Here is a 19,357-nt window from a genome sequence, read left to right as displayed (position 1 = left end):
ATCAGCTGACGCCAAGCTTGGCAGCTTCGACGGTCGGCTTAACGTCCAAATCAGAATTGTGTTAACAGATTTCTGACTGTCCGCTTTCGCCCCCAATCCTGAAATAGACATGTTGTTTATGGATGACAGCAATTCGCTCATACACGACTCTTTAGGTGAAACTTATGATTTTATTTTAGTTATTATTCAAACACTTTATAGGTAGAATTTGAAGTTCAAAACTAGATAAGGAAGTAACTGTATTGGAAAGTTTAGCCATAGTGGGCGGAGGGATAGGCGGACTAGCATCAGCAATACTCCTTTCGAAAAAAGGGTACAAAGTTACTATCTATGACAAGGCTAAAAGTCCTCAACCTGTGGGAGCAGGTTTCCTACTTCAACCTCCTGGGCAAGCAGTACTTCATAAGCTAGGAATTTTAGACAAAGTCCTAGAGCAAGCAGTCCCGATCGTTGGTTTACAATCTAAAACTCTATCAGGGCGGTCCTTGCTTGATCTCCAGTATTCTAGACTCAAAGGCTCTCCTCGCAATGGTCTAGGCGTTCAAAGGAGCACCATTTACCAAGCTTTGCTTGATGAAGCATTGAGCTCTAGCTTAGTTAACATGAATTGGGATAGTAATGTTGAAGAGTGCATTACAAAAGGAGATGTTGTTTCTGTAGTTTGCAACGAAACCAAGGTCGATTATGACTTGTGCGTTTTGTCCTCTGGTTCAAATAGCACAATGGCCAACAAATACTTTAAAGATAGAATTCATCGTCCTTATGGCTGGGGCTGTCTTTGGACGACATTTGAACTACCTGGAACTCTTGCTCCAAATATTCTTCATCAACGGTGTGAAAGTTCTAAAAAAATGATGGGCATACTGCCAGTACGTAAAAGTGGAGAAAAGTATGAGGCAGCTCTTTATTGGAGTATGAAGTCTGCTGATATTGAGAAGCTAAAACGATCTGATTTTCCTGCTTTAAAAAACGAGATTATGCAGTTTTGGCCTGATGCTAAAAACTCACTTGAACACCTAGGTTTTGACGACTTCATTGCTGCAAGCTATAACGACAATTGGATACCAAAACCCTTCAAAGGCAGGATAGTTGCTATTGGCGATATATCTCATGCTACAAGTCCCCAACTAGGGCAAGGGTGTACTATGGCATTGCTAGATGCATGGTCATTGGCCAAGCACTTAAGCAAAGAAGATGATAGTTTAGAGAGCTCTCTTGAAGAGTGGTGGAACACTAGAAAATATCAATTATCTTATGTACGCCAATTAAGTAAGTTTTTGACGCCCTTATTTCAGTCTGAGAGCAAATTATGTGAGGTGTTTCGCGACTGGTTAATGGCTCCAGTTGGACGCTTGCCAGTTTTCGACAACGTCCAGCTCAAAACCTTAGCGTCAGACGTGCTGCTGCGAGGAGCAAGTATTGAGCTTGAAGAATAGGAAGGTCTTAACAGGAAGTTCTTCCCAATGCCCGCTTATTGGAAAATTAGACGAGACTACAGACTAATAGTGACCGTCGGCTCATCGCTCGTACCTGCCTGACGCCAGATTGGCAATAGAATAAAAACCAAGACACCCACCTTTAACATATAATCTAATGTTACCTAGATTTATAAAAATTCGTGGCGTTTGTTAGTCTTAAAACGCACTTAAATTAGCGGTTTACATATTTAGTTTTAGATTAATGCTGAAAATCGGCTTAATTCTCAAATGGCAGGCAGCCGGATTTAGCAACTTTGGGTTGATGAGGGTTTATTTGGGAGTGGATTGTTTCTAAGCGTGTTGCAATAAGGCTCTTGCCTTTGCCATCCCTCGTATGCGTTGATGTTTGGTGTGCTGTTTGAATTGTTGAAGCATGTGTTCATTGCCTACAGCGGTGTAGAAGTGTTGTTCAAACTCGGTCGTTAGGGTTAACCACTGCTCTGCATTAAGACCAAGACTGTTTAGAATGGAGCTGTGTTGCGGCTTGATATGACCGGCTTTATCCTGACGAATACACTTGCCCGTGCTCTCAATCAGTTCACAGTAATCAATTAGGCTATACGCGATACCATTGGGCATGTCTTTTTTGTGATTGCCTATAAACCGCATTAAGGTGCGGGGTTGTTCACCTTTGATAAGCGCATGGATACGCCTTTGAATGCTGGTGTGTCTTGAGGTTTCAGGAGTGCTGTCCATGTTGGCTCGAATAGGGTTTAAGTCGACATAGGCCATACAGGCTACTAGCGCACTTTCATCTAGCAAGGCTTGGGATTTAAAGCGTCCTTCCCAAAACCGCCCCGTACAGTCATCTTCTTTGTTCGCCTCACGGGCGATGTGCTCGTTCAGATTGCGCATCAGCCAACTGATGTCGTATAAGCGTTGACGGTAAATAGTGACCGTTTGCTCCAGACTTACAAGCTCAGCATCACTGAGCGGCTCGCCTTTATGATATTGTTGACTCAACAAGGTGCCTTGATACAACTGATGCCAACGCCTAATCACCTCAGTCATCGACCAGCTATCCGCGGTTTCTTTATCCACACACAGCACCACATGGGTATGATTACTCATCACCGCATACGCACAAATATCAATGGCGAACACTGACGCTAAAAATAACAAACGTTTCTCTACCCACGCCCGGCGATGTTCAAAGCTTTGTCCCGTGAAAGAATCTTTACCACACAAAAAAGAGCGACGAACACAGCGTGAAACACAGTGGTAGTAAGGAGTATCAATTAAACTGATTTGGTTTTTACGTGGTTGGGGCATAACAGACCATCCTTGGTTGTTTGGTTACCCTAAACTTAGAACAAAATGGCTGTTTAACCATTCTTAATGTGGGTGTCTCAGTAAAACTAGACTTTAGTTTTGCTATTTTTGAAGTGGGTGTCTCGATTACGTCTCGATTACGCTCTATGAGCGGCCATTGTGCACATAGTACACCCGCTTTTTAAATATAGATCTTAATTCATTCATATTTACTTTTTTATAAATTATTACATTTTAAAACCAACTGCTTTGGCGTTTTGTGTCAGTCTAGAATTATCGAAAGCGACTTAAGAATACAAAAATGCAAAACAACTCTAAGTTGAAGAGGTTAAACGTTTGTTTGATAACGGCCGGTATGCTGACAACTCCAGCTTCAGCGATTGTAATTCGTCATGATAAACCAGCAGAGCAATACTTGGCCTCTAAACCTGATTTCCCAGCGCTGGCGACATTTTACAATATAGGCGTTCATGGCACTTTAATTGCTCCGGAATGGGTACTCACCGCAGCCCACACGGTGTTTTGTCTGAATCATGGCCAGACAATTCAGGTGGGCGATGAATTGGTTGAGGTGCAGGCGCGTTATAGCTACCCGTCTTATCAGTTAGGTAAACAAAATGACTTAGCCCTGATTAAACTGGCAAATCCGGTGCTGAGTGTAGAACCTGCAAAGTTATACCGCCAACAGGATGAACGTAATCAGGTACTTTGGTTTATCGGCAGTGGTGGAACAGGCACAGGATTGACTGGAGAAACGATCAGTTACAAAGAAAATAAAGGCGTACTACGAAAAGCACAGAATAAAGTTGTAGCAGTAACAAAATCCGATTTGAGATTCGTATTTGAACCTGGTCAACACGGGCTAGAACTTGAAGGAGTATCTGGCAACGGTGACAGTGGTGGTCCGGCCTATCTGAAAAAAGAAGATGGGTATTATTTGCTTGGGGTTAGTTCCAGAGTAGATTCATGGTTTAAAGATGTTGGGGAGTACGGCGTTAAAGAACTGTACACTAGGGTATCCAGTCATGTTAATTGGATCGATCAGGTGATAGCCGCCGATAATAACGCAAGAGCTAAATTAAGTTCGTCGGACGGCTTCTTGCAACCGGGAATGACAACTGAGAATCTGCCGGGCATTTGTGCATCGATAAATTTAAAAACGCAGTCGTGATAAAAGGGGGCGTATCCAAATTTGCGCTGCGGTTCAACGCTCCATATCTAAAGCAAACTACCAAGCTGCCCGCCAATATCCGTTCCTTGCTCGTACCTGCCCTACGCCAGATTGGCAATAGAGGATAGCAGCGACCAGTTAATGAATTATCTCAATTATCTAAACCCATCCTCGATCACCCGTCGACAGTTAAAAACTGCGGCGGGTAAACAAGCGACAAAATAGTACAGCGGCAAAACTTAACGCGTAAGCTGCAAAAATCACGATCATCCATTGTGGCATGCTCAAGCTAAGAAACTGCCAATCTATGTTACCGCAATCACCTGTGGCGGCGAATATATTCGGTAACCACTGGTGCAATGGCATAAAAGAGGGGAAATTAGGCACAATTTCGCAGGCAGCAAAAAATGGATTGGACGCCATTTGCAAATCAACATGCTCGATGGCAATGAATAATCCCCAAATAGACGAAATTCCCCAACCAATAAAACCAATCAGTCGTGTGAACAGCGTATTTTTAAGCAGTGGGATCAGTGCCGCTAACAGTACGCCAAACACCGCTGTGCGCTGGTAAATACACATGATACAAGGTTCAAGGTGCATACCGTATTGGGAATACAATGCCACTGTTTCTAAGATCACAGCCGACAAGAATAAGGTACTCCACGCCCATTTCTGCTCAGCTAAATCGCCAAGTTTTATAAATACATTCATTCTAAGTCGACTCCTGATTAATGCGCATTTTCGCTAATAACTTCAGTGGCGCTGTGATGATTAATTAAGTTCATGTCATATAAGACTTCTGTTAATTCGTATAATCCAAAATAAGTGGCGGCAAGGCCAACTAACGTCAACACGATAGTGTAGGGCAGGGCCATATAAACCATAGTGCCGTAGGATAACCGCAACAACGGGGCAATTGCCGAGGTTAACAAGAATAAAAAGGCTGCTTGGCCATTTGGTGTTGCCACACTAGGTAGGTTAGTACCGGTATTGATAGCAACCGCTAGCATGTCGAATTGATCGCGAGTAATTTGGCCATTTTGCAATGCTTTGGTCACTTCAGAGATATACACCGAGCCAACGAATACATTGTCACTGACCATGGATAGCGCGCCATTGGCTAGATAGAACATCACCATCTGGGTTTTACCTTCGTACGTTAGCACCCAATTAATCACCGGAGTGAACAGTCCTTGGTCGACTATCACGGCTACCACGCCGAAAAATACGCATAAAAGCGCGGTAAAGGGCAACGCCTCTTCGAATGCTTTTCCTAACGAATGCTCTTCAATAACGCCACTCATAGTGGTAGCCAATACGATAACGGATAAACCGATCAAGCCCACTTCGGCCAAATGTCCCGCTAATCCAACAATTAACCATAGCCCAATCAATGCTTGTGCTATTAAGCGAGCGGAATCCCGCTTGGTGCGCTGCTCGTCCATGTGGGTGTTGTAATCACTTAGGATCTCTCTGACTACCGGAGGCAATTTCGCGCCATAGCTAAACCAACACAGTTTTTCCAACAAATAGGCAGTTATCAAACCAGCGAAAAATACAGGGATGGTGATAGGTGACATTCGAATAAAGAATTCGCCAAAATCCCAGCCTGCTTTATCCGCAATAATTAAATTCTGTGGCTCACCGACCATGGTCATCACACCACCTAAAGCCGTTCCAACAGCGGCGTGCATCATTAGATTACGCAGAAAAGCACGGAAGTTTTCTAGGTCATCGCGACTGGGTTGGGTGACATCTTCGTCGGTAGAGTGGTCGTGATCATGGTGAAAGTCTTTCCCTGAGGCGACTTTGTGATAGATGCTATAGAAACCCATGCCAACCGCAATAATGACTGCGATAACGGTTAATGCATCTAAAAAAGCAGATAAAAACGCAGACGCAGCAATAAATGCCAGTGATAGGGCCCGCTTATTTTTAACTTTAATCAACAACTTGGTGAACAGATAGAGCAAGAGCTCTTTCATGAAGTAGATGCCAGCAACCATAAACACCAACAGCAGCACCACACTGATATTGGCTTTTATTTCCATGTACATGTGTTCTGACGACGTCATGCCGATGAACAAGGCTTCTATGAGCAACAGCCCGCCAGGCTGCAGGGGGTAACACTTTAGTGCCATTGCAAGGGTGAATATAAACTCTAATACCAACATCCAACCTGCTAAGTACGGATCAACGAAATGGAAAAGCAGTGGATTGAGGATCAGAAACCCGACAATCACCTGTTTGTACCAATCTGGTGCATGGCCCAAAAAGTTCTTGTAAAAAGCCTGAGACATTGATAGTTGCATAGCCTGTGTCCTTGTTTTTACTGTTTCAGTATAGTCAGTAATTAAAAGCCTCTCTTTTAAGAGGTACGTGCCAAAATTGCAAGGTAAATCTGTGTATTATCAGCCTTTTGCTTGGCATTTGAGCAATATACTACATCTTAACTCGCGGCAACTAAGTTCTATTATTTTGCAACTTGTTAAAGTTTCATTGTTCCATCTAAAATTCCTCTGGTACAATCAGTTACAAACTTGAGCCAAAACGTATAATAAGAGAGCTGTTGCATGATTTACAAGGCACAAAGCCCGGCAGGATTTGCAGAAGAGTATATCGTTGAATCGATATGGAGCGGACGTTTTCCTCCTGGTACTATATTGCCCGCAGAACGTGAGTTGTCAGAACTCATCGGGGTTACGCGGACGACCTTACGTGAAGTGCTACAAAGATTAGCTCGTGATGGCTGGCTGACAATTCAGCACGGCAAACCAACTAAGGTTAATAATTTTTGGGAAACCTCAGGGTTAAACATCTTGGAAACGTTAGCGCGCCTTGATCAAGATGGTATATCTGAATTGGTCGATCATCTATTAGCGGCCAGAACAAACTTAAGTGCGGTCTTCATCCGTGGCGCTATCAAGAATAATCCTGAGAAGGTTAAACAGATCCTCAAAGGTTACAATGATATCCCCGAAGATGGCGCAGCATTCGCCTTATTTGATTATCAAATTAATCATGACATGGCATTTGCCTCAGGTAATAAAGTCTATGTCTTGATGATGAATGGCTTTCGAGGATTGTATTCGCGAATTGGTGGATATTATTTTTCGAATCAAAAATCCCGAGACTTATCGCGTAACTATTACCAGCAATTAATGGGACTTGCCGAAAAAGGAGATTTTGCAGGTGTTGCTAACGTTATTCGCACTTACGGTATTGAGTCAGGTAAAATTTGGCAAGAAATACGTAATGAAATGCCCAAAGATCTCGTAGATTAAGCATTAAGAACACAATACTAGATTGAGCGAAATTTATTTTTAGCCTTTCGTTCAATCTATATTTCTATTTATATCAATAAGTTATTCCATTCCTCCAAACTATTTCAATTTTATTGTCTATTTAGTATGCGGTTTCTAATTTAGATCGGTAATCTTCTCCACAGTCAACACAGCGAGGAAATTATTCATGACTAAATTAGACACTATCAAAGGTAAAGTTTCAGAAGCAGAAGAATTCGCACGTAAAATCTGGTTAGCAGGTTTAGGTGCTTACGGTAAAAGCTTTGACGAAGCGCAAGGCCAATACGACAAGTTAACTGCAGAAGCAGGTAAAGTATTCGAAGATCTTGTAGAGAAAGGCGAATCACTTGAAACTGAAGCTAAAGCAAAAATCAAATCAAAAACTAACGTAGAAGAGCGTGTTGCTGAAGTACGTAAGAAGCTTGGTCTGGATAAAGCTAGCTCAGAAGACAAAGTTGAAGAATTGTCTGCAAAGATCGATGCGTTAACTGACGCTGTAGCGAAACTAGCTGCTAAATAAGATTATTCGCCCAGCCAGTAATAGTTACTTCGCTGGGCGTTTGTTTCTAAAGTAAATAGAGAACCGTTGTTGGAGGACTTATGAAAGCAGCAAAAACAGTCGAACAGGCAAGTCGTAAATCTTGGTTAGCAAGTGTAGGCGTCTGTGGCGAAAGTGTGGAAAAGTCCACTGATGCACTGGACAAATTTTATGTTGACAGTAATGCTTTGATTCAAGACCTGATAACGCGTGGCGAATCTGTTGAAGCTCAGCTTAAAGCTAAACTAAATATTAACCTCAAGGGGAAAGCGATGTTTGAAGACAAAATTGCGATGCTCAAAGCCAAATTTGGCTTGCAGAGTGACAGTCGAGATATCCAACTTGAAAAATTATCAACGAAAGTTGATAACCTGATTGAAGTTGTTGCCAAGCTAGCTCAGCAAAAAGCAGCTGAAAAATCGACAGTTAAGCCTGCAACCAAAACCACGACGGCAAAAGCTCCGGCAAAATCTGCAGCGAAAACGGCAAGCGCATCTACTGCAAAGTCAACGGCTAAGACACCGGCTACGACTAAAAAAGCGGCTACTGCCAAAGCGCCTGCAACGCCTCGCACTCGCAAAACAGCTGCAAAAAAGCCGGCTGCTAACAAAGATTAATTCCAGGTTTAAGCTGTCCGCATAATTCGTTGGTTTTAGCAGTGCTAATGAATTATTCGAGTTAAGTTGTACTGGAATCAATCCAATTCATTTTCGTAACGATGTTGAATTGGCGCAGGTAAAAGAAATACTAGCAGGAAGCTAGAAGTTGTTTTCTAAATGGAAAATGAATTTTAAAGCGTCTTTTTTAAAGGCGCTTTTTTGTGCCCGCAGATTACTTCACTTGTTGTTGCCCATGTTTTATATCAAGGTCGTCGTTATACCTTTTAAGTTTAACCTCTTATCATGTTAATTTTCTGTTAAATGCTTACGCTTCCATGTAGTCTATTTGCAAGTATTTAGTCTTTTAACTTTATTACATGCTGAATTTACGTGCTTATTTATCGTTGGCCTCTGCAATATTTGTCTACTTGATGCCATGTGCATACATACAAGCAGCTGAGACAGTATCGATCGCGATTAATTCTATTCCTGGATTATTGGATGAGTCTGACCCTGAAGCACCGTATTCGAAACTGTTAGACCGCCTGTTCAATATGAACACACAACCAGTAAAGATTGAATATTTCCCCGGTTCCAGAGCAAGCATGATTTTCCGCGACCAAAAAGTAGATTGCATGTTTCCTGCTAGCAAAAAAGTACAACTTGATAGCAGCCTTGATATTGAAAGTGCCGCACTCAACACAGCTGGTGCCTTTTTTTTTTCCAGGCAGCCTTTCGATCAAGAAGCATTACTAACGCTTGAAACCCCGCGATATCGAATTGCTTATCGAAGGGGAAATACGTTTGGCGGCACATTACATCGCCTACAGCGACATACATTAATTGAAGTAAATAGTGATAGCCAAAGTTTCGGGTTGTTAAACAGCGGTCGTGTGGAATTTGTGCTGGGTTACTTACCTGATGTTAGGGGTTTCTTGACGCTTGAAGATGGCAGTTCGCTGTACTATTTTCCAGACAAACTATTCTATTCGCAAAACGACAGTTTTTTATGCCACAGTAATGAGACGACGATCAGATTTATCGAGGAAGTAAATGAGCATCTGGCTACCTTAATTCTTACAGGAGAATTGGCTGCGATCTTAGGTGATAATTATTTTACGTTGCAATAATGAGGTTGTGACTAAGGTTTACTCTAAACCCCTCGAATAGCTTACTCAGTATTGCGTGAGTTTAGACTAGCAAGTTCAGCACTTCACCGGTTGCTATCATCTGTTTTAAGCCTAACGTTTGACCTCAAACAAAAAGCCGACTCATAAAGCCGACTCATAAAGTCGGCTTCTATCATGCTCATATTAGAATGGCCGTTTTCTGTAAAAAGTAGCGGTCAGCGCTCTCGATAACCTATCCAAGGTTAAACGAAACGCCTTGCTTTAAGCCGATTTTTGATCTGGCACTGCCCGCAAGCCATTGTGTTGCGTTAACACGCGCTCTTCTCTGGCTTTGAGTAATTTTAAATACTTCGAAAAGGTCTTACTGATTTGGGTGTCGCGCTTTATTAAATCAATTTGTGACCAAGTGGCTCGCTCGGCATTACGGATCAATTTTTCAATACTGCGCAGTGAAGGATTAGCGAGAATATGCTTTAAGCTAGCGAAACCGCGTTTCGGTAATATATTAATATCGCCCACATATTGCTGGTCAATTATAGAACGTATCTTATGGATACCCAACTTGGCACCTTTATTCGAAATAGCACCTTCAAGTACGTCAAAGGCATAAATACTGTTTAATTTGGTGATATTTGCCATGTGTCGCCATGTTAAGGCAAATAACCCACGGGTATCTTTTTTGTCGCGAGATAAAAAGGGGACCGCAATGGGGTTAGTTTGGCTCACAATGCTGTGATTTACGCCGTATAATCTTGCGAGTTGTTTGAACGGCATGTCTGCCATCAATGAACCATCGGCAAATCGTCGATTGGGGATATAAGGCACAATATCACCCGCTTGATTTTTTGCCTTAAGCTGCACTGGAGAAAAGACTAATGGGATGGCACAAGACGCCCTTACGGCTTGTGTAATCACTGCATTAGGTGAGGTCTTGGCGTTCAATAAGCGTGAATACTGGTGCAGGTCCGAAGGGGATACGGTTACCGTGACGTGCTTTCCGGTTTTCTTATAGGCTTCTTCAAAGGTCGTTACGTCAAACAATTCAATTAGCGCGTTTTCTAAATTGGTACTGTCAAGCAGGCTATTTCTGCCAAAACCTTGCCACAGTCGCCATTGGCTGAACTTTTCATAGATATTTTGCGGCTCTAATGCTTCGATTAACTCATCATTAGTGCGGGTTGCAATTAAACTGGCAATAATAGAGCCTGCGCTAGCACCGGATATTACATCGGGCAGTAAATCGTGTTCCGATAGTGATTTGACAACGCCACCATGGAAAAAGCCTAAACCGGCACCACCGCTGAGCATCAAGCAACTTTGACCAAAGGCATGGGCGGTTTCGTCAAAGAACGATAATTTTTCGTAAAAATCGATTTCAGATTCATCTGCGTGATAAATAAAATCTAATGACTCACAGACTTGATCAATGAATTCTTGGATTAAATGCTTGGTACCGATCTTAGATTGGTTTTTAAGCGCAGCGTTAGCTATGTTACCCAGATTGCCATGGATACCTTCGTGCAGGATTGACATCAACCCCAAAGCATCGCCTCGCGAACGCGCCAGTTTAATGCGCTGGACCCGTTTTCTGATCAAGCGATAATCGTACTCTTTGCAGGCATCCTTTGCTTTCCACTCTTCTGCACCAGACAATTCATCATGGGCTTCACAGGCTTCTTTGTATTCTTCATAAGTCTCTGCGTGTTTTATCACAGCATCGAGTTCGGCAAGCTTTGTGCGGTTTGTCATAGGTACCACTTCTATTAAATTTACTGCTATACCCTATAAATAAGGTAAAAATTTAGAAAACGCTACCCAGTATCGGTTATTTTACAATTAAATAAACGCAAAAATTGACAATCGACAATAACACCTTGTTCTTACAATCTTTTTAATTGGGTATCTTGATGGTGGATATAGTGGCAAAATGGAGCAAATTAGATTGACCATTCTAATCCTAAAGTTTAGCCTGACACTAACTTAGCCACTAAATCAATAAAATAAAGGCATCCGCGCTAATTATGCAATGGATTTTAGAAAATTACCTGCTGCTGCTTATCCCTTTTACCAGCGGGATTGTGGGTTATGTTACCAACTACTTAGCAGTAAAAATGATGTTTTACCCTATCGAGTTTATCGGGATCCGACCTATTTTCGGTTGGCAGGGATTGATTCCAATGAAACGTCGTGAAATGGCCGAGATTGAAGTCGAGCTGGTGCTTGGTAAATTGCTTAGCGTGCAAGAACTAACGGAACGCCTTGATCCGCAAATGCTCACCGCTTCCATTGAACGACGACTGAAACAGGTATTGCGAAAAATTGTCAATCAAGTCATGCAAGAGTCGGCTCCGCAGCTTTGGGCAAGTTTGCCGGTGCAGGCGAAAAACCTTGTTTACAAGCGGGTAGAAGCTGATATTCCCAATGTTGTGCATAAGATGGTCGATGATTTTAAACACAACGTTGATGAAATTATCGACATCAAAGAGTTGGTTGTGGGCCACCTAGTCAACGAACCTGAGCTTATCAACGAAATATTTTTGAAAGCAGGCGAGAAAGAATTTCCGTTTATCGAAAAGTCGGGCTTGTATTTTGGATTCTTATTCGGTTTACCTACAATGGTGTTTTGGTACTTTTACCAAGCATGGTGGATATTGCCGTTAGGTGGCCTTGCTGTTGGTTATCTGACAAACTGGATTGCGATCAAAATCATTTTTGAACCTAAACATCCGATTAAAATTTTTGGGTTTACTATCCAAGGTATGTTTTTAAAGCGCCAAAAAGAGGTATCTGAAGTGTATTCAGATATCATTGAGCGCAAACTCATTAACGCTAAAAATATCACTGATATTGTATTGAATGGATCAGGATCAGCTCAGTTATTAGAAATTATTGAGCTGCATGTTAACGACGCCATTGAACGATACGTTGCCATCGCACAACCTTATTTTGCATTGGGAGTGGGGTCAGAAAAATACTATCGAATGAAAGAACTGGCGGTTCAACAGATTTTCGACAGCTCAGATAAGTACCTGCATTACGCTCACGAATACGCCGATGGTGCATTGCGCGTGGGAGAAGACTTATGCGCACGTATGCAGTTGTTGTCACCAGAAGAATTTGAAGGGGTACTACGACCTGCTTATCAAGCCGATGAATGGAAGTTGATTGTGGTCGGTGCCATATTAGGCATGATCGCCGGTTTTATGCAGTTATATATTGTGTAGTTAGCCAACGACCTGCGCTTGTAGAGCTCATTCATCCCCGCATTGTTATAGAACGGGGACGTTCGCTACAAGCATAAATTCCAAACACGGTCTCTGCTATATTCCGTTAACCCTTTTCAAGAATGTCGAATATTCCAACCAAGGATTTGGTCAGTTTATGATTGGGCGCCATCTTAATTAACGGTAGCTTTGCTTGATGTGATTCGCGCATCTTTACCGACTGAGAAACGTATTCTGGCAGGACAGGGTAATTTTCCGCTATTAGTTCAGATACGATTTGTTTCGGTAAGTTCGCATTACTCATAAATTGATTGGCAATGATCCCTTCCACTTCAAGCTCTGCATTATGGTCTTCACGAATTTCGGCTATTTTCTGCTGTAAACTATAAAGTCCTTGACGGGCAAAGTCGTCGCAATCAATCGGGATTAAACAGCGCTGTGCAGCGATTAAGGCTGACATACTGTAAAAGTTGAGTGCAGGGGCGGTATCGATATAAATGCGGTCGTATTCATCACTGAGGCTTTGTAGAGCCTCTTTGAGCTTGTATATCTTGTGTCTACTGTCGAGTTCACTTTCTAATTCTGCAAGTCGTTCAGATCCTGCGATGATATCCAAATTTTCTATTTTGGTCGCTTGGCAAAAATCCTTAGCTGGTCTTCTATGCAAATGGAATGTGATTGTCTGTTCGAACAAATCAGCAATGCTGTTTGCGCCTTTGAGTTGCATGGCATCAAGATAAGCAGTGCTATTGCATTGGGTATCTAAGTCGATTAACAGCGTTTTTAGACCATTGTGCGCTGATATTGCCGCTAGGTTTACTGTTAAGCTGGATTTCCCGACGCCCCCTTTTTTATTGAACAACACTCTTATCACATGATTTACCTTAAACTTGTACAATTAATTCGCGATATGAAATGATAAGCAAAATTCCGCAAGTTATCGACAACCCATGGTTTTTATTTATGAAAACAGCTGAAAAAATATTGGTCGTCTCTCTCGATTTGTTTAATCAACGGGGTGAGAGTAATGTCAGTAGTGTCGATATTGCCCTTGAATTGGATATTAGTCCGGGCAACCTGTACTACCATTTTAAAGGTAAAGAGATCATTGTCGCTGCTTTGTTTGATTTGTATAAAGAACAGATGGACAAAGTGTTAACCTCAGCGCTGCGCGAAACACTGACTATCGAAGATTTCTTTTACTTTTTATATTTAGTGTTGGAGAAGGGGCATTTATTTCAATTTCTATATCATAATCAAGCTAACCTAGCCGAGAACCATCCCGGCGTGGCCAAATCCTTCAAAAAGCATCTTCGTGCTCAAGAAGCCTGTATCGAAAAGTTGCTAAGCCATTTCATCGCTAATGGTAGTATTAAAGCCAGTGCTGTGCAGAGTCTGCAAATTGTTGAAATTATTGGCTTAGTATTTACTCAGTCGGCTAACTATTATGCCCTTAAAGGGCAAAGTATTAATGATGAAACACATCTGTATAAAGGACTTGCCATTATACTGTTTGCGGTTTTACCCTACATCAATCTTCCGCAAGGGGAATTGCACCAGCTTCAAGAAGCAATCGCCACTCATTCATTAGTCAGTGGCCTTGTTGACGAGGCTCCGAGAACAAGTTGAAGGAAAGTGTACTTTGAGTAAAAAAATAACGTTTCTCGACAAAACATTCTGGCTAACAGAGTCTGAAGACAATCCCAAGCATGTCGCCAGTTTGCAATTGCTCGAAATGCCCGAAGGTGCCCCGGCTGAATATGTCGACAATTTGTGTGAAGAAATGCGCAAATTTGATCAAGCTAGCAGTCCATTTAACGGTAAAGTGAAAACATTCCTAGGGTATCCCACGGGTCTTGAAGAGGTTGATAAATTGGATATGAATTATCACGTGCAAATGCACGAGATAGATTCATTAGAAGATAGAACCAATCTACATAAATTGATCGCTGGCTTTCACGAGACTTGGCTAGATCGCGACAAGCCATTATGGCAATACCATTTCATTAAAGATAAATCGGGCAAACAGTTCGCCATTTATGCCAAAGTGCATCACATGTATGGTGACGGTGCGACCTTAATACGTTGGTTTCAGGCCGGGTACTTGCCAGTAAAAACCACCGATGAGTTTGTGCCTGTTTGGGCGGTAGAACGTAAATCCCGTCCCCGTAGAAGTCCTAATTTATTTAAATCTTTGATGGTCGGGTTGTTTGAATTTGTCATGGTCGTTTTCGATCTTTTGTATATTTTCTTACGATTGCTGCTCAAACTGACGCGTATCAACCCAACCTATATGCCGATTCCATTTTCAGGCACTAAAACTTTACTTACTGGCCAAGTTAAAAAGGGGCGGGTAGTGTCCACTGTCGATTTGGACTTTGGCAGGGTTAAGGCACTAAGCAAGCGTGCTCGCGCTTCCGCCAATGAGATTTTGTTATGTTGTTTCGACATAGGAGTGCATCGATTTCTAAAAGATCATGGGCACACCTTTAAAAAAGCGTTATACACCAATATGCCGATTAACCTACGTAAACCCGGCGAGCAAACCGGTGGTAACAAAATAGCCATTGTGCCAGTTAGATTGGCGCACGGAAAAAATGATCCTTATTTAAGACTCCGTCAAATCATTGAAAACCATCGTATTGTGAAAGGCGCAGCCAAGCGCTCACGCCCTGCAACTTTCAGTTATTACACCTTGCTGATCCAGTCTTATGCGATTTTATTTGAGATGCTCAGGTTGTCTGATTTTGTGCGGCCTATTGCTAACATATTGATTTCTAATGTACCTGGGCCATCAGAGCAGCGTTACTTAAAAGACAGCAAACTATTAGCCTGTTATCCCATCTCTACTATGACCCCTGGCGGTGGTGTGAATATCACGCTAATTACTTACAATGGCGTGGCTAACGTGGGTATTGTATGTTGCAACAAAAACGTCAAATCGTTAGAGACACTCTCGACCTATTTTGTTGAAGCCTTTGATATGCTCGAAAACTGTATCGATGATCCGTCGCTCAATATCGATGATATAGGTGAAACTGTGCGTGGTAGGAACTTATCTATAATCGATGAGGAGGTCCACCACGAAGAACCTGTATCTGAGCACAATAGCAAAGTCTAATTTAGACGCTATTTACGTAGGATTTATGTTTAGATGTTGTTCAACGATTAGTGTTTGCTTAATAGCGTTTTGAACAGCGACCTGTAAAAAAGGGCGGGTTGGATATTTCGATAATCCAAACACAGCTTGATCCACTTTGACCTTTTTTAAACTGTTCGGTTAGAACTTAAATCGCACGCAGCGATCTTCGACAACCACTTTTTCACCAAACTGTCGAAACAGCGCTTGTTGCCAGTCATGTTTGTCTAATTCAAAGACGAACTCTGGGTCATGCTTGAGCTCATCGATTAACTTGATCAGCTGAGGCTGGTGGTAATCCAACACTTTCTGTTTACTGCCAGATAAATACATGCGCAAATAATCACTGGCGGCATCTGAGCTACCTGCCGTCATGATCCCCATTGCCGATTTAAAGGTGCCGGTAATTAAATTTTGCACGCCTTTTGGAAGCACCATATTAAGCAATTGTTTAGAATCATTTATGACGGCATATTGGTCGTTTATCAAGTGGATTGACTTTAGCTCTAACTCGCCAATAGACACAGTATTATGCTGTTTGTCATAGGCAGGCGTTAAACTAAGAATCACTAATACATGCGCTCGATACAGTGGGTTACCAATGGCGTCTATATCTAAACTTGAGTGCAACTGTACCTCTATGTGAGATGATTTGCGCGGAATATCGACACTCGCTTCGCTGATGGTGAACAACCCTTTTCCTACCGGCACATCAATTTGCATACTTTGTGGAAAAAAGGGTTTCACCAACTCATTAAGTTCACTAATGCTGTAATCAACGTGCGTCAGTTTCCCCAGTTTGATCATCCATTTGGCGACCAGTCTGTTGAGTTTTTCTGACCAATGTGCGGGAAGTGAAAATGCCACGTATGCAATCATTACTTGTTGAGTTAAAACGATGCCGCTCAGTGTGGCGTTGGCTGCGGTGCCTTGTCAAGTAGCGCGGCATTCTTTCAGTGTACATAAAAGTAACACCGCATATTATTTTTTGATACACTCACTGGTATGACATCAGAGCAGTTTCCCTGTATATCCGTACTCTCAAGGGTATTGGTATGCGATTCAGTAACTTAAGTTCACACAACGAGCAGTAAAGAGAACAGATGCACGATTTCACCCAAACTCAATTTGATTTCATTGTCGTTGGAGCCGGTTCAGCCGGAGCTACTTTGGCGGCCCGTTTGTCGGAAAATCCCAACGTCAGCGTTTGTTTGCTCGAAGCGGGTGGCAAAGATAATAATCCATTGATCCACATTCCATTTGGTTTATCACTACTGTCTCGTGTAGAAGGGGTCGGTTGGAAATATGATACTGCACCACAAACTGAACTGGAAAATCGCGAAATGCATTGGCCACGAGGTAAAACCCTTGGCGGCTCGAGTTCGATTAATGCCATGTGTTACATTCGTGGCGATCATAAAGATTATGACGATTGGCATGCTCAAGGCGCCACAGGATGGGATTGGCAATCAGTAAAACCCTATTTTATAAAATCGGAGAATCAGCAACAGGGTGCAAGCGATGAACACGGTGATAGTGGATTGCTAAGTGTGAGTGATTTACGCCATGTAAATCCGTTGTCAGAATCTTTTGTCAAAGCAGCCGAAGAAGTGGGACTCAATACCGTTACTGATTTTAATCAAGTGGAACGCGAGGGGTTGGGCTTTTACCAGGTGACTCAGTTGGACGGGCAGCGCTGTTCAGCTGCTAAAGGTTATTTATTGCCAGCTTTAGAGCGTAAAAACCTGACCGTAATCACCCACGCCCAAGTGCAGCGCGTGTTGATTAAAGACGGTCAAGCTGTCGGTGTTTCATTACAAATTAAAGGCAATGCGGTTGAATTGCATGCATCAAAAGAAGTCATTCTCAGCGGCGGGGCAATCAATAGTCCGCAACTGTTAATGTTGTCAGGTATTGGGCCCAAAGCGCACCTTCAAGAGCATGGCATTGATTGCATCGTTGATTTGCCAGGAGTCGGACAAAACCTGCAAGATCATTTGGACGCCATTGTCCAACATAGGTGTAAGGCAAGGCAAGGGTACGCAGTGGCCCTAGGGGCGTTGCCAATGTACATTAAAGGTGCATTTCAATATCTGTTTGGTCGAAAAGGCATGCTGTCTTCAAATATTGCAGAAGCTGGCGGCTTTGCTAAAACCAAATACGCCACTGACCGTCCTGATATCCAGTACCATTTTTTACCGGCTATATTACTAAATCATGGTAGAAGCACGGCGTTTGGCTATGGCTACGGTGTGCATGTATGTTGCTTATATCCCAAAAGTCGCGGTGAAATCAGATTAGGGTCGGCCGATCCCATGGCTCCTGCTGTGATTGATCCCAAATACCTAACGCATCAAGATGATATCAATGTGATGATTGATGGTGTGCGCAAGGCCCGAGAGATACTCGCAGCCAAAGAATTTGAGCAATATCAGTCGCGGGAAATCGGTCCAGGGCCTGAAGCGCAAAGTGATGAGCAAATCTTAGCCTTTATTCGCAAGCGTTCAGAAACCATCTATCACCCGATTGGAACCTGTAAAATAGGTGCGGCTGATGATCCGATGGCCGTGGTAGATACAGAATTAAGAGTGAGAGGAGTGCAGGGATTACGTGTAGTCGATGCCTCTGTAATGCCAAGCTTAATTGGCGGCAATACCAACGCCCCCACGATCATGATTGCGGAACGTGCCGCCGACATGCTCAAACAAGACTATCAACTATAACACCAATGACCCTGTGTCGCTTTAAGGCTTAATCCGTCACAAATAGCGACACAGCAGTTTCGCACATCTCATCAATATGACTGGCATCGGCGTAGATGCCATCAATTAATAACCTGGCAATGCCGTGTAGTGTGCCCCATGTCACTTGCGCTAGGCGCAAAGTGTCAAGGTGTTGTGGCATCAACCCTTGCTGTTGCCATAAACGAGTCATATCCACCTGACGTTGAAAACTTGGGTATGCCACCGCCTTCAATGGCTCTGTAGCTGCCTTTTGTTTCCAAATTGTTCGACCAAACATCAAATCATAAAGCTCAGGGTTGTCAGCTGCGTACTTAATGTAATCGAAAACAAATTGACGAAACTTTTGCTTATGGGTCAGGTCACCTTGAGCAAAAATCTGCTGAGTTTGTTGTTGCCAATTTTCAAAACCCTGTTCGGCGATAGCACAAAGTAATTCGTTTTTATCTTTAAAATGGTGGTAGGGCGCCGTTCTAGAGACACCCACCTGATCGGCCAATTTTCGCAATGACAACCCCTCAATCCCGCATGACGTTAGCATGCTGGTTGCTGTGCTTAGCAAACTGGCGCGTAAATCACCGTGATGATATGTAGCTTTGCTAGGTGGCGCAGTCGACATTTGTTCCTCTGATATTTCCAATGTTTGGCAATTCATGCACCTTAACATAGATCTTGACACCGTCAACTTCAGGCTTTATCTTGACGTTGTCTAGATGGTGTTAATGCAATATTACTTGTGCTTATGACATCGGATTAA

17 protein-coding genes are annotated in these 19,357 nt (G+C 42.7%); 10 read left to right on the top strand and 7 right to left on the bottom strand.

Annotated elements, in window-relative coordinates; all coding sequences use genetic code 11:
* The first annotated feature begins 242 nt into the window (after positions 1 to 242).
* Positions 243 to 1,436, top strand: coding sequence for an FAD-dependent oxidoreductase (locus ABD036_RS13555; protein WP_343860784.1), 1,194 nt, complete (start codon positions 243 to 245; stop codon positions 1,434 to 1,436).
* 333 nt (positions 1,437 to 1,769) lie between these two features.
* On the opposite strand, the gene ABD036_RS13550 is transcribed toward ABD036_RS13555, so the two are convergent.
* Positions 1,770 to 2,750: a transposase gene (locus ABD036_RS13550; protein ID WP_343860783.1), complete on the bottom strand. Its 981-nt coding sequence runs from the start codon at positions 2,748 to 2,750 to the stop codon at positions 1,770 to 1,772.
* Positions 2,751 to 3,051: 301 nt separating this feature from the next.
* On the opposite strand from ABD036_RS13550, the gene ABD036_RS13545 reads away from it, so the two are divergent.
* Entirely contained in the window at positions 3,052 to 3,921 is an 870-nt protein-coding gene (locus ABD036_RS13545) for a S1 family peptidase (protein WP_343860781.1), read from the top strand.
* 189 nt (positions 3,922 to 4,110) lie between these two features.
* On the opposite strand, the gene dsbB is transcribed toward ABD036_RS13545, so the two are convergent.
* A complete protein-coding gene (dsbB, locus tag ABD036_RS13540) occupies positions 4,111 to 4,635 on the bottom strand; it encodes a disulfide bond formation protein DsbB (protein WP_343860779.1) in 525 nt (174 codons plus the stop codon).
* Between the two features lie 17 nt (positions 4,636 to 4,652).
* Entirely contained in the window at positions 4,653 to 6,236 is a 1,584-nt protein-coding gene (nhaB, locus tag ABD036_RS13535; RefSeq protein ID WP_343860777.1) for a sodium/proton antiporter NhaB, read from the bottom strand.
* A gap of 261 nt (positions 6,237 to 6,497) precedes the next feature.
* Between nhaB and fadR the strand changes: the two genes are divergently transcribed.
* The 4 genes from fadR to ABD036_RS13515 all read left to right on the top strand — a co-directional run bounded on the left by fadR (position 6,498) and on the right by ABD036_RS13515 (position 9,496).
* The gene (fadR, locus tag ABD036_RS13530; protein ID WP_343860775.1) at positions 6,498 to 7,208 is read left to right on the top strand and encodes a fatty acid metabolism transcriptional regulator FadR; all 711 of its coding nucleotides are present in this window, start codon (positions 6,498 to 6,500) and stop codon (positions 7,206 to 7,208) included.
* Between the two features lie 187 nt (positions 7,209 to 7,395).
* A complete protein-coding gene (locus ABD036_RS13525) occupies positions 7,396 to 7,749 on the top strand; it encodes a phasin family protein (protein ID WP_343860773.1) in 354 nt (117 codons plus the stop codon).
* A gap of 80 nt (positions 7,750 to 7,829) precedes the next feature.
* Positions 7,830 to 8,384 (top strand): hypothetical protein, encoded by a 555-nt coding sequence (locus ABD036_RS13520; RefSeq protein WP_343860771.1) that lies wholly within the window; start codon positions 7,830 to 7,832, stop codon positions 8,382 to 8,384.
* Positions 8,385 to 8,743: 359 nt separating this feature from the next.
* Entirely contained in the window at positions 8,744 to 9,496 is a 753-nt protein-coding gene (locus ABD036_RS13515; protein WP_343860769.1) for a hypothetical protein, read from the top strand.
* 261 nt (positions 9,497 to 9,757) lie between these two features.
* Here ABD036_RS13515 and ABD036_RS13510 read toward each other — a convergent pair whose 3' ends face one another.
* Positions 9,758 to 11,245, bottom strand: coding sequence for a DUF3336 domain-containing protein (locus ABD036_RS13510; RefSeq protein ID WP_343860767.1), 1,488 nt, complete (start codon positions 11,243 to 11,245; stop codon positions 9,758 to 9,760).
* 272 nt (positions 11,246 to 11,517) lie between these two features.
* Between ABD036_RS13510 and ABD036_RS13505 the strand changes: the two genes are divergently transcribed.
* Positions 11,518 to 12,720 (top strand): DUF445 domain-containing protein, encoded by a 1,203-nt coding sequence (locus ABD036_RS13505; RefSeq protein WP_343860765.1) that lies wholly within the window; start codon positions 11,518 to 11,520, stop codon positions 12,718 to 12,720.
* A gap of 106 nt (positions 12,721 to 12,826) precedes the next feature.
* Here the strand turns inward: ABD036_RS13505 and ABD036_RS13500 are convergent, their stop codons facing one another.
* Positions 12,827 to 13,594, bottom strand: coding sequence for a ParA family protein (locus tag ABD036_RS13500; RefSeq protein ID WP_343860764.1), 768 nt, complete (start codon positions 13,592 to 13,594; stop codon positions 12,827 to 12,829).
* Between the two features lie 89 nt (positions 13,595 to 13,683).
* Between ABD036_RS13500 and ABD036_RS13495 the strand changes: the two genes are divergently transcribed.
* Both ABD036_RS13495 and ABD036_RS13490 read left to right on the top strand, forming a co-directional pair.
* Positions 13,684 to 14,349, top strand: coding sequence for a TetR/AcrR family transcriptional regulator (locus tag ABD036_RS13495; protein ID WP_343860762.1), 666 nt, complete (start codon positions 13,684 to 13,686; stop codon positions 14,347 to 14,349).
* Between the two features lie 13 nt (positions 14,350 to 14,362).
* On the top strand, positions 14,363 to 15,841 hold the full coding sequence (locus ABD036_RS13490; protein WP_343860760.1) for a wax ester/triacylglycerol synthase domain-containing protein: 1,479 nt from the start codon (positions 14,363 to 14,365) through the stop codon (positions 15,839 to 15,841).
* Between the two features lie 159 nt (positions 15,842 to 16,000).
* On the opposite strand, the gene ABD036_RS13485 is transcribed toward ABD036_RS13490, so the two are convergent.
* Positions 16,001 to 16,726: a hypothetical protein gene (locus tag ABD036_RS13485; protein ID WP_343860758.1), complete on the bottom strand. Its 726-nt coding sequence runs from the start codon at positions 16,724 to 16,726 to the stop codon at positions 16,001 to 16,003.
* 236 nt (positions 16,727 to 16,962) lie between these two features.
* Here ABD036_RS13485 and ABD036_RS13480 point away from each other — a divergent pair, with 236 nt between their 5' ends.
* Positions 16,963 to 18,582 carry a GMC family oxidoreductase gene (locus tag ABD036_RS13480; protein WP_343860756.1) on the top strand — a complete coding sequence of 540 codons (1,620 nt, stop codon included), beginning with the start codon at positions 16,963 to 16,965 and terminating at the stop codon, positions 18,580 to 18,582.
* A 28-nt stretch (positions 18,583 to 18,610) separates the two neighbouring features.
* On the opposite strand, the gene ABD036_RS13475 is transcribed toward ABD036_RS13480, so the two are convergent.
* Positions 18,611 to 19,219, bottom strand: coding sequence for a TetR/AcrR family transcriptional regulator (locus ABD036_RS13475; protein WP_343861065.1), 609 nt, complete (start codon positions 19,217 to 19,219; stop codon positions 18,611 to 18,613).
* Positions 19,220 to 19,357: the final 138 nt, after the last annotated feature.

The sequence above is a fragment of the Aliiglaciecola litoralis genome (assembly GCF_039523355.1).
GTDB classification, from domain to species: Bacteria; Pseudomonadota; Gammaproteobacteria; order Enterobacterales; family Alteromonadaceae; genus Aliiglaciecola; species Aliiglaciecola litoralis.
This window is presented reverse-complemented; position numbering and strand designations above follow the sequence as displayed.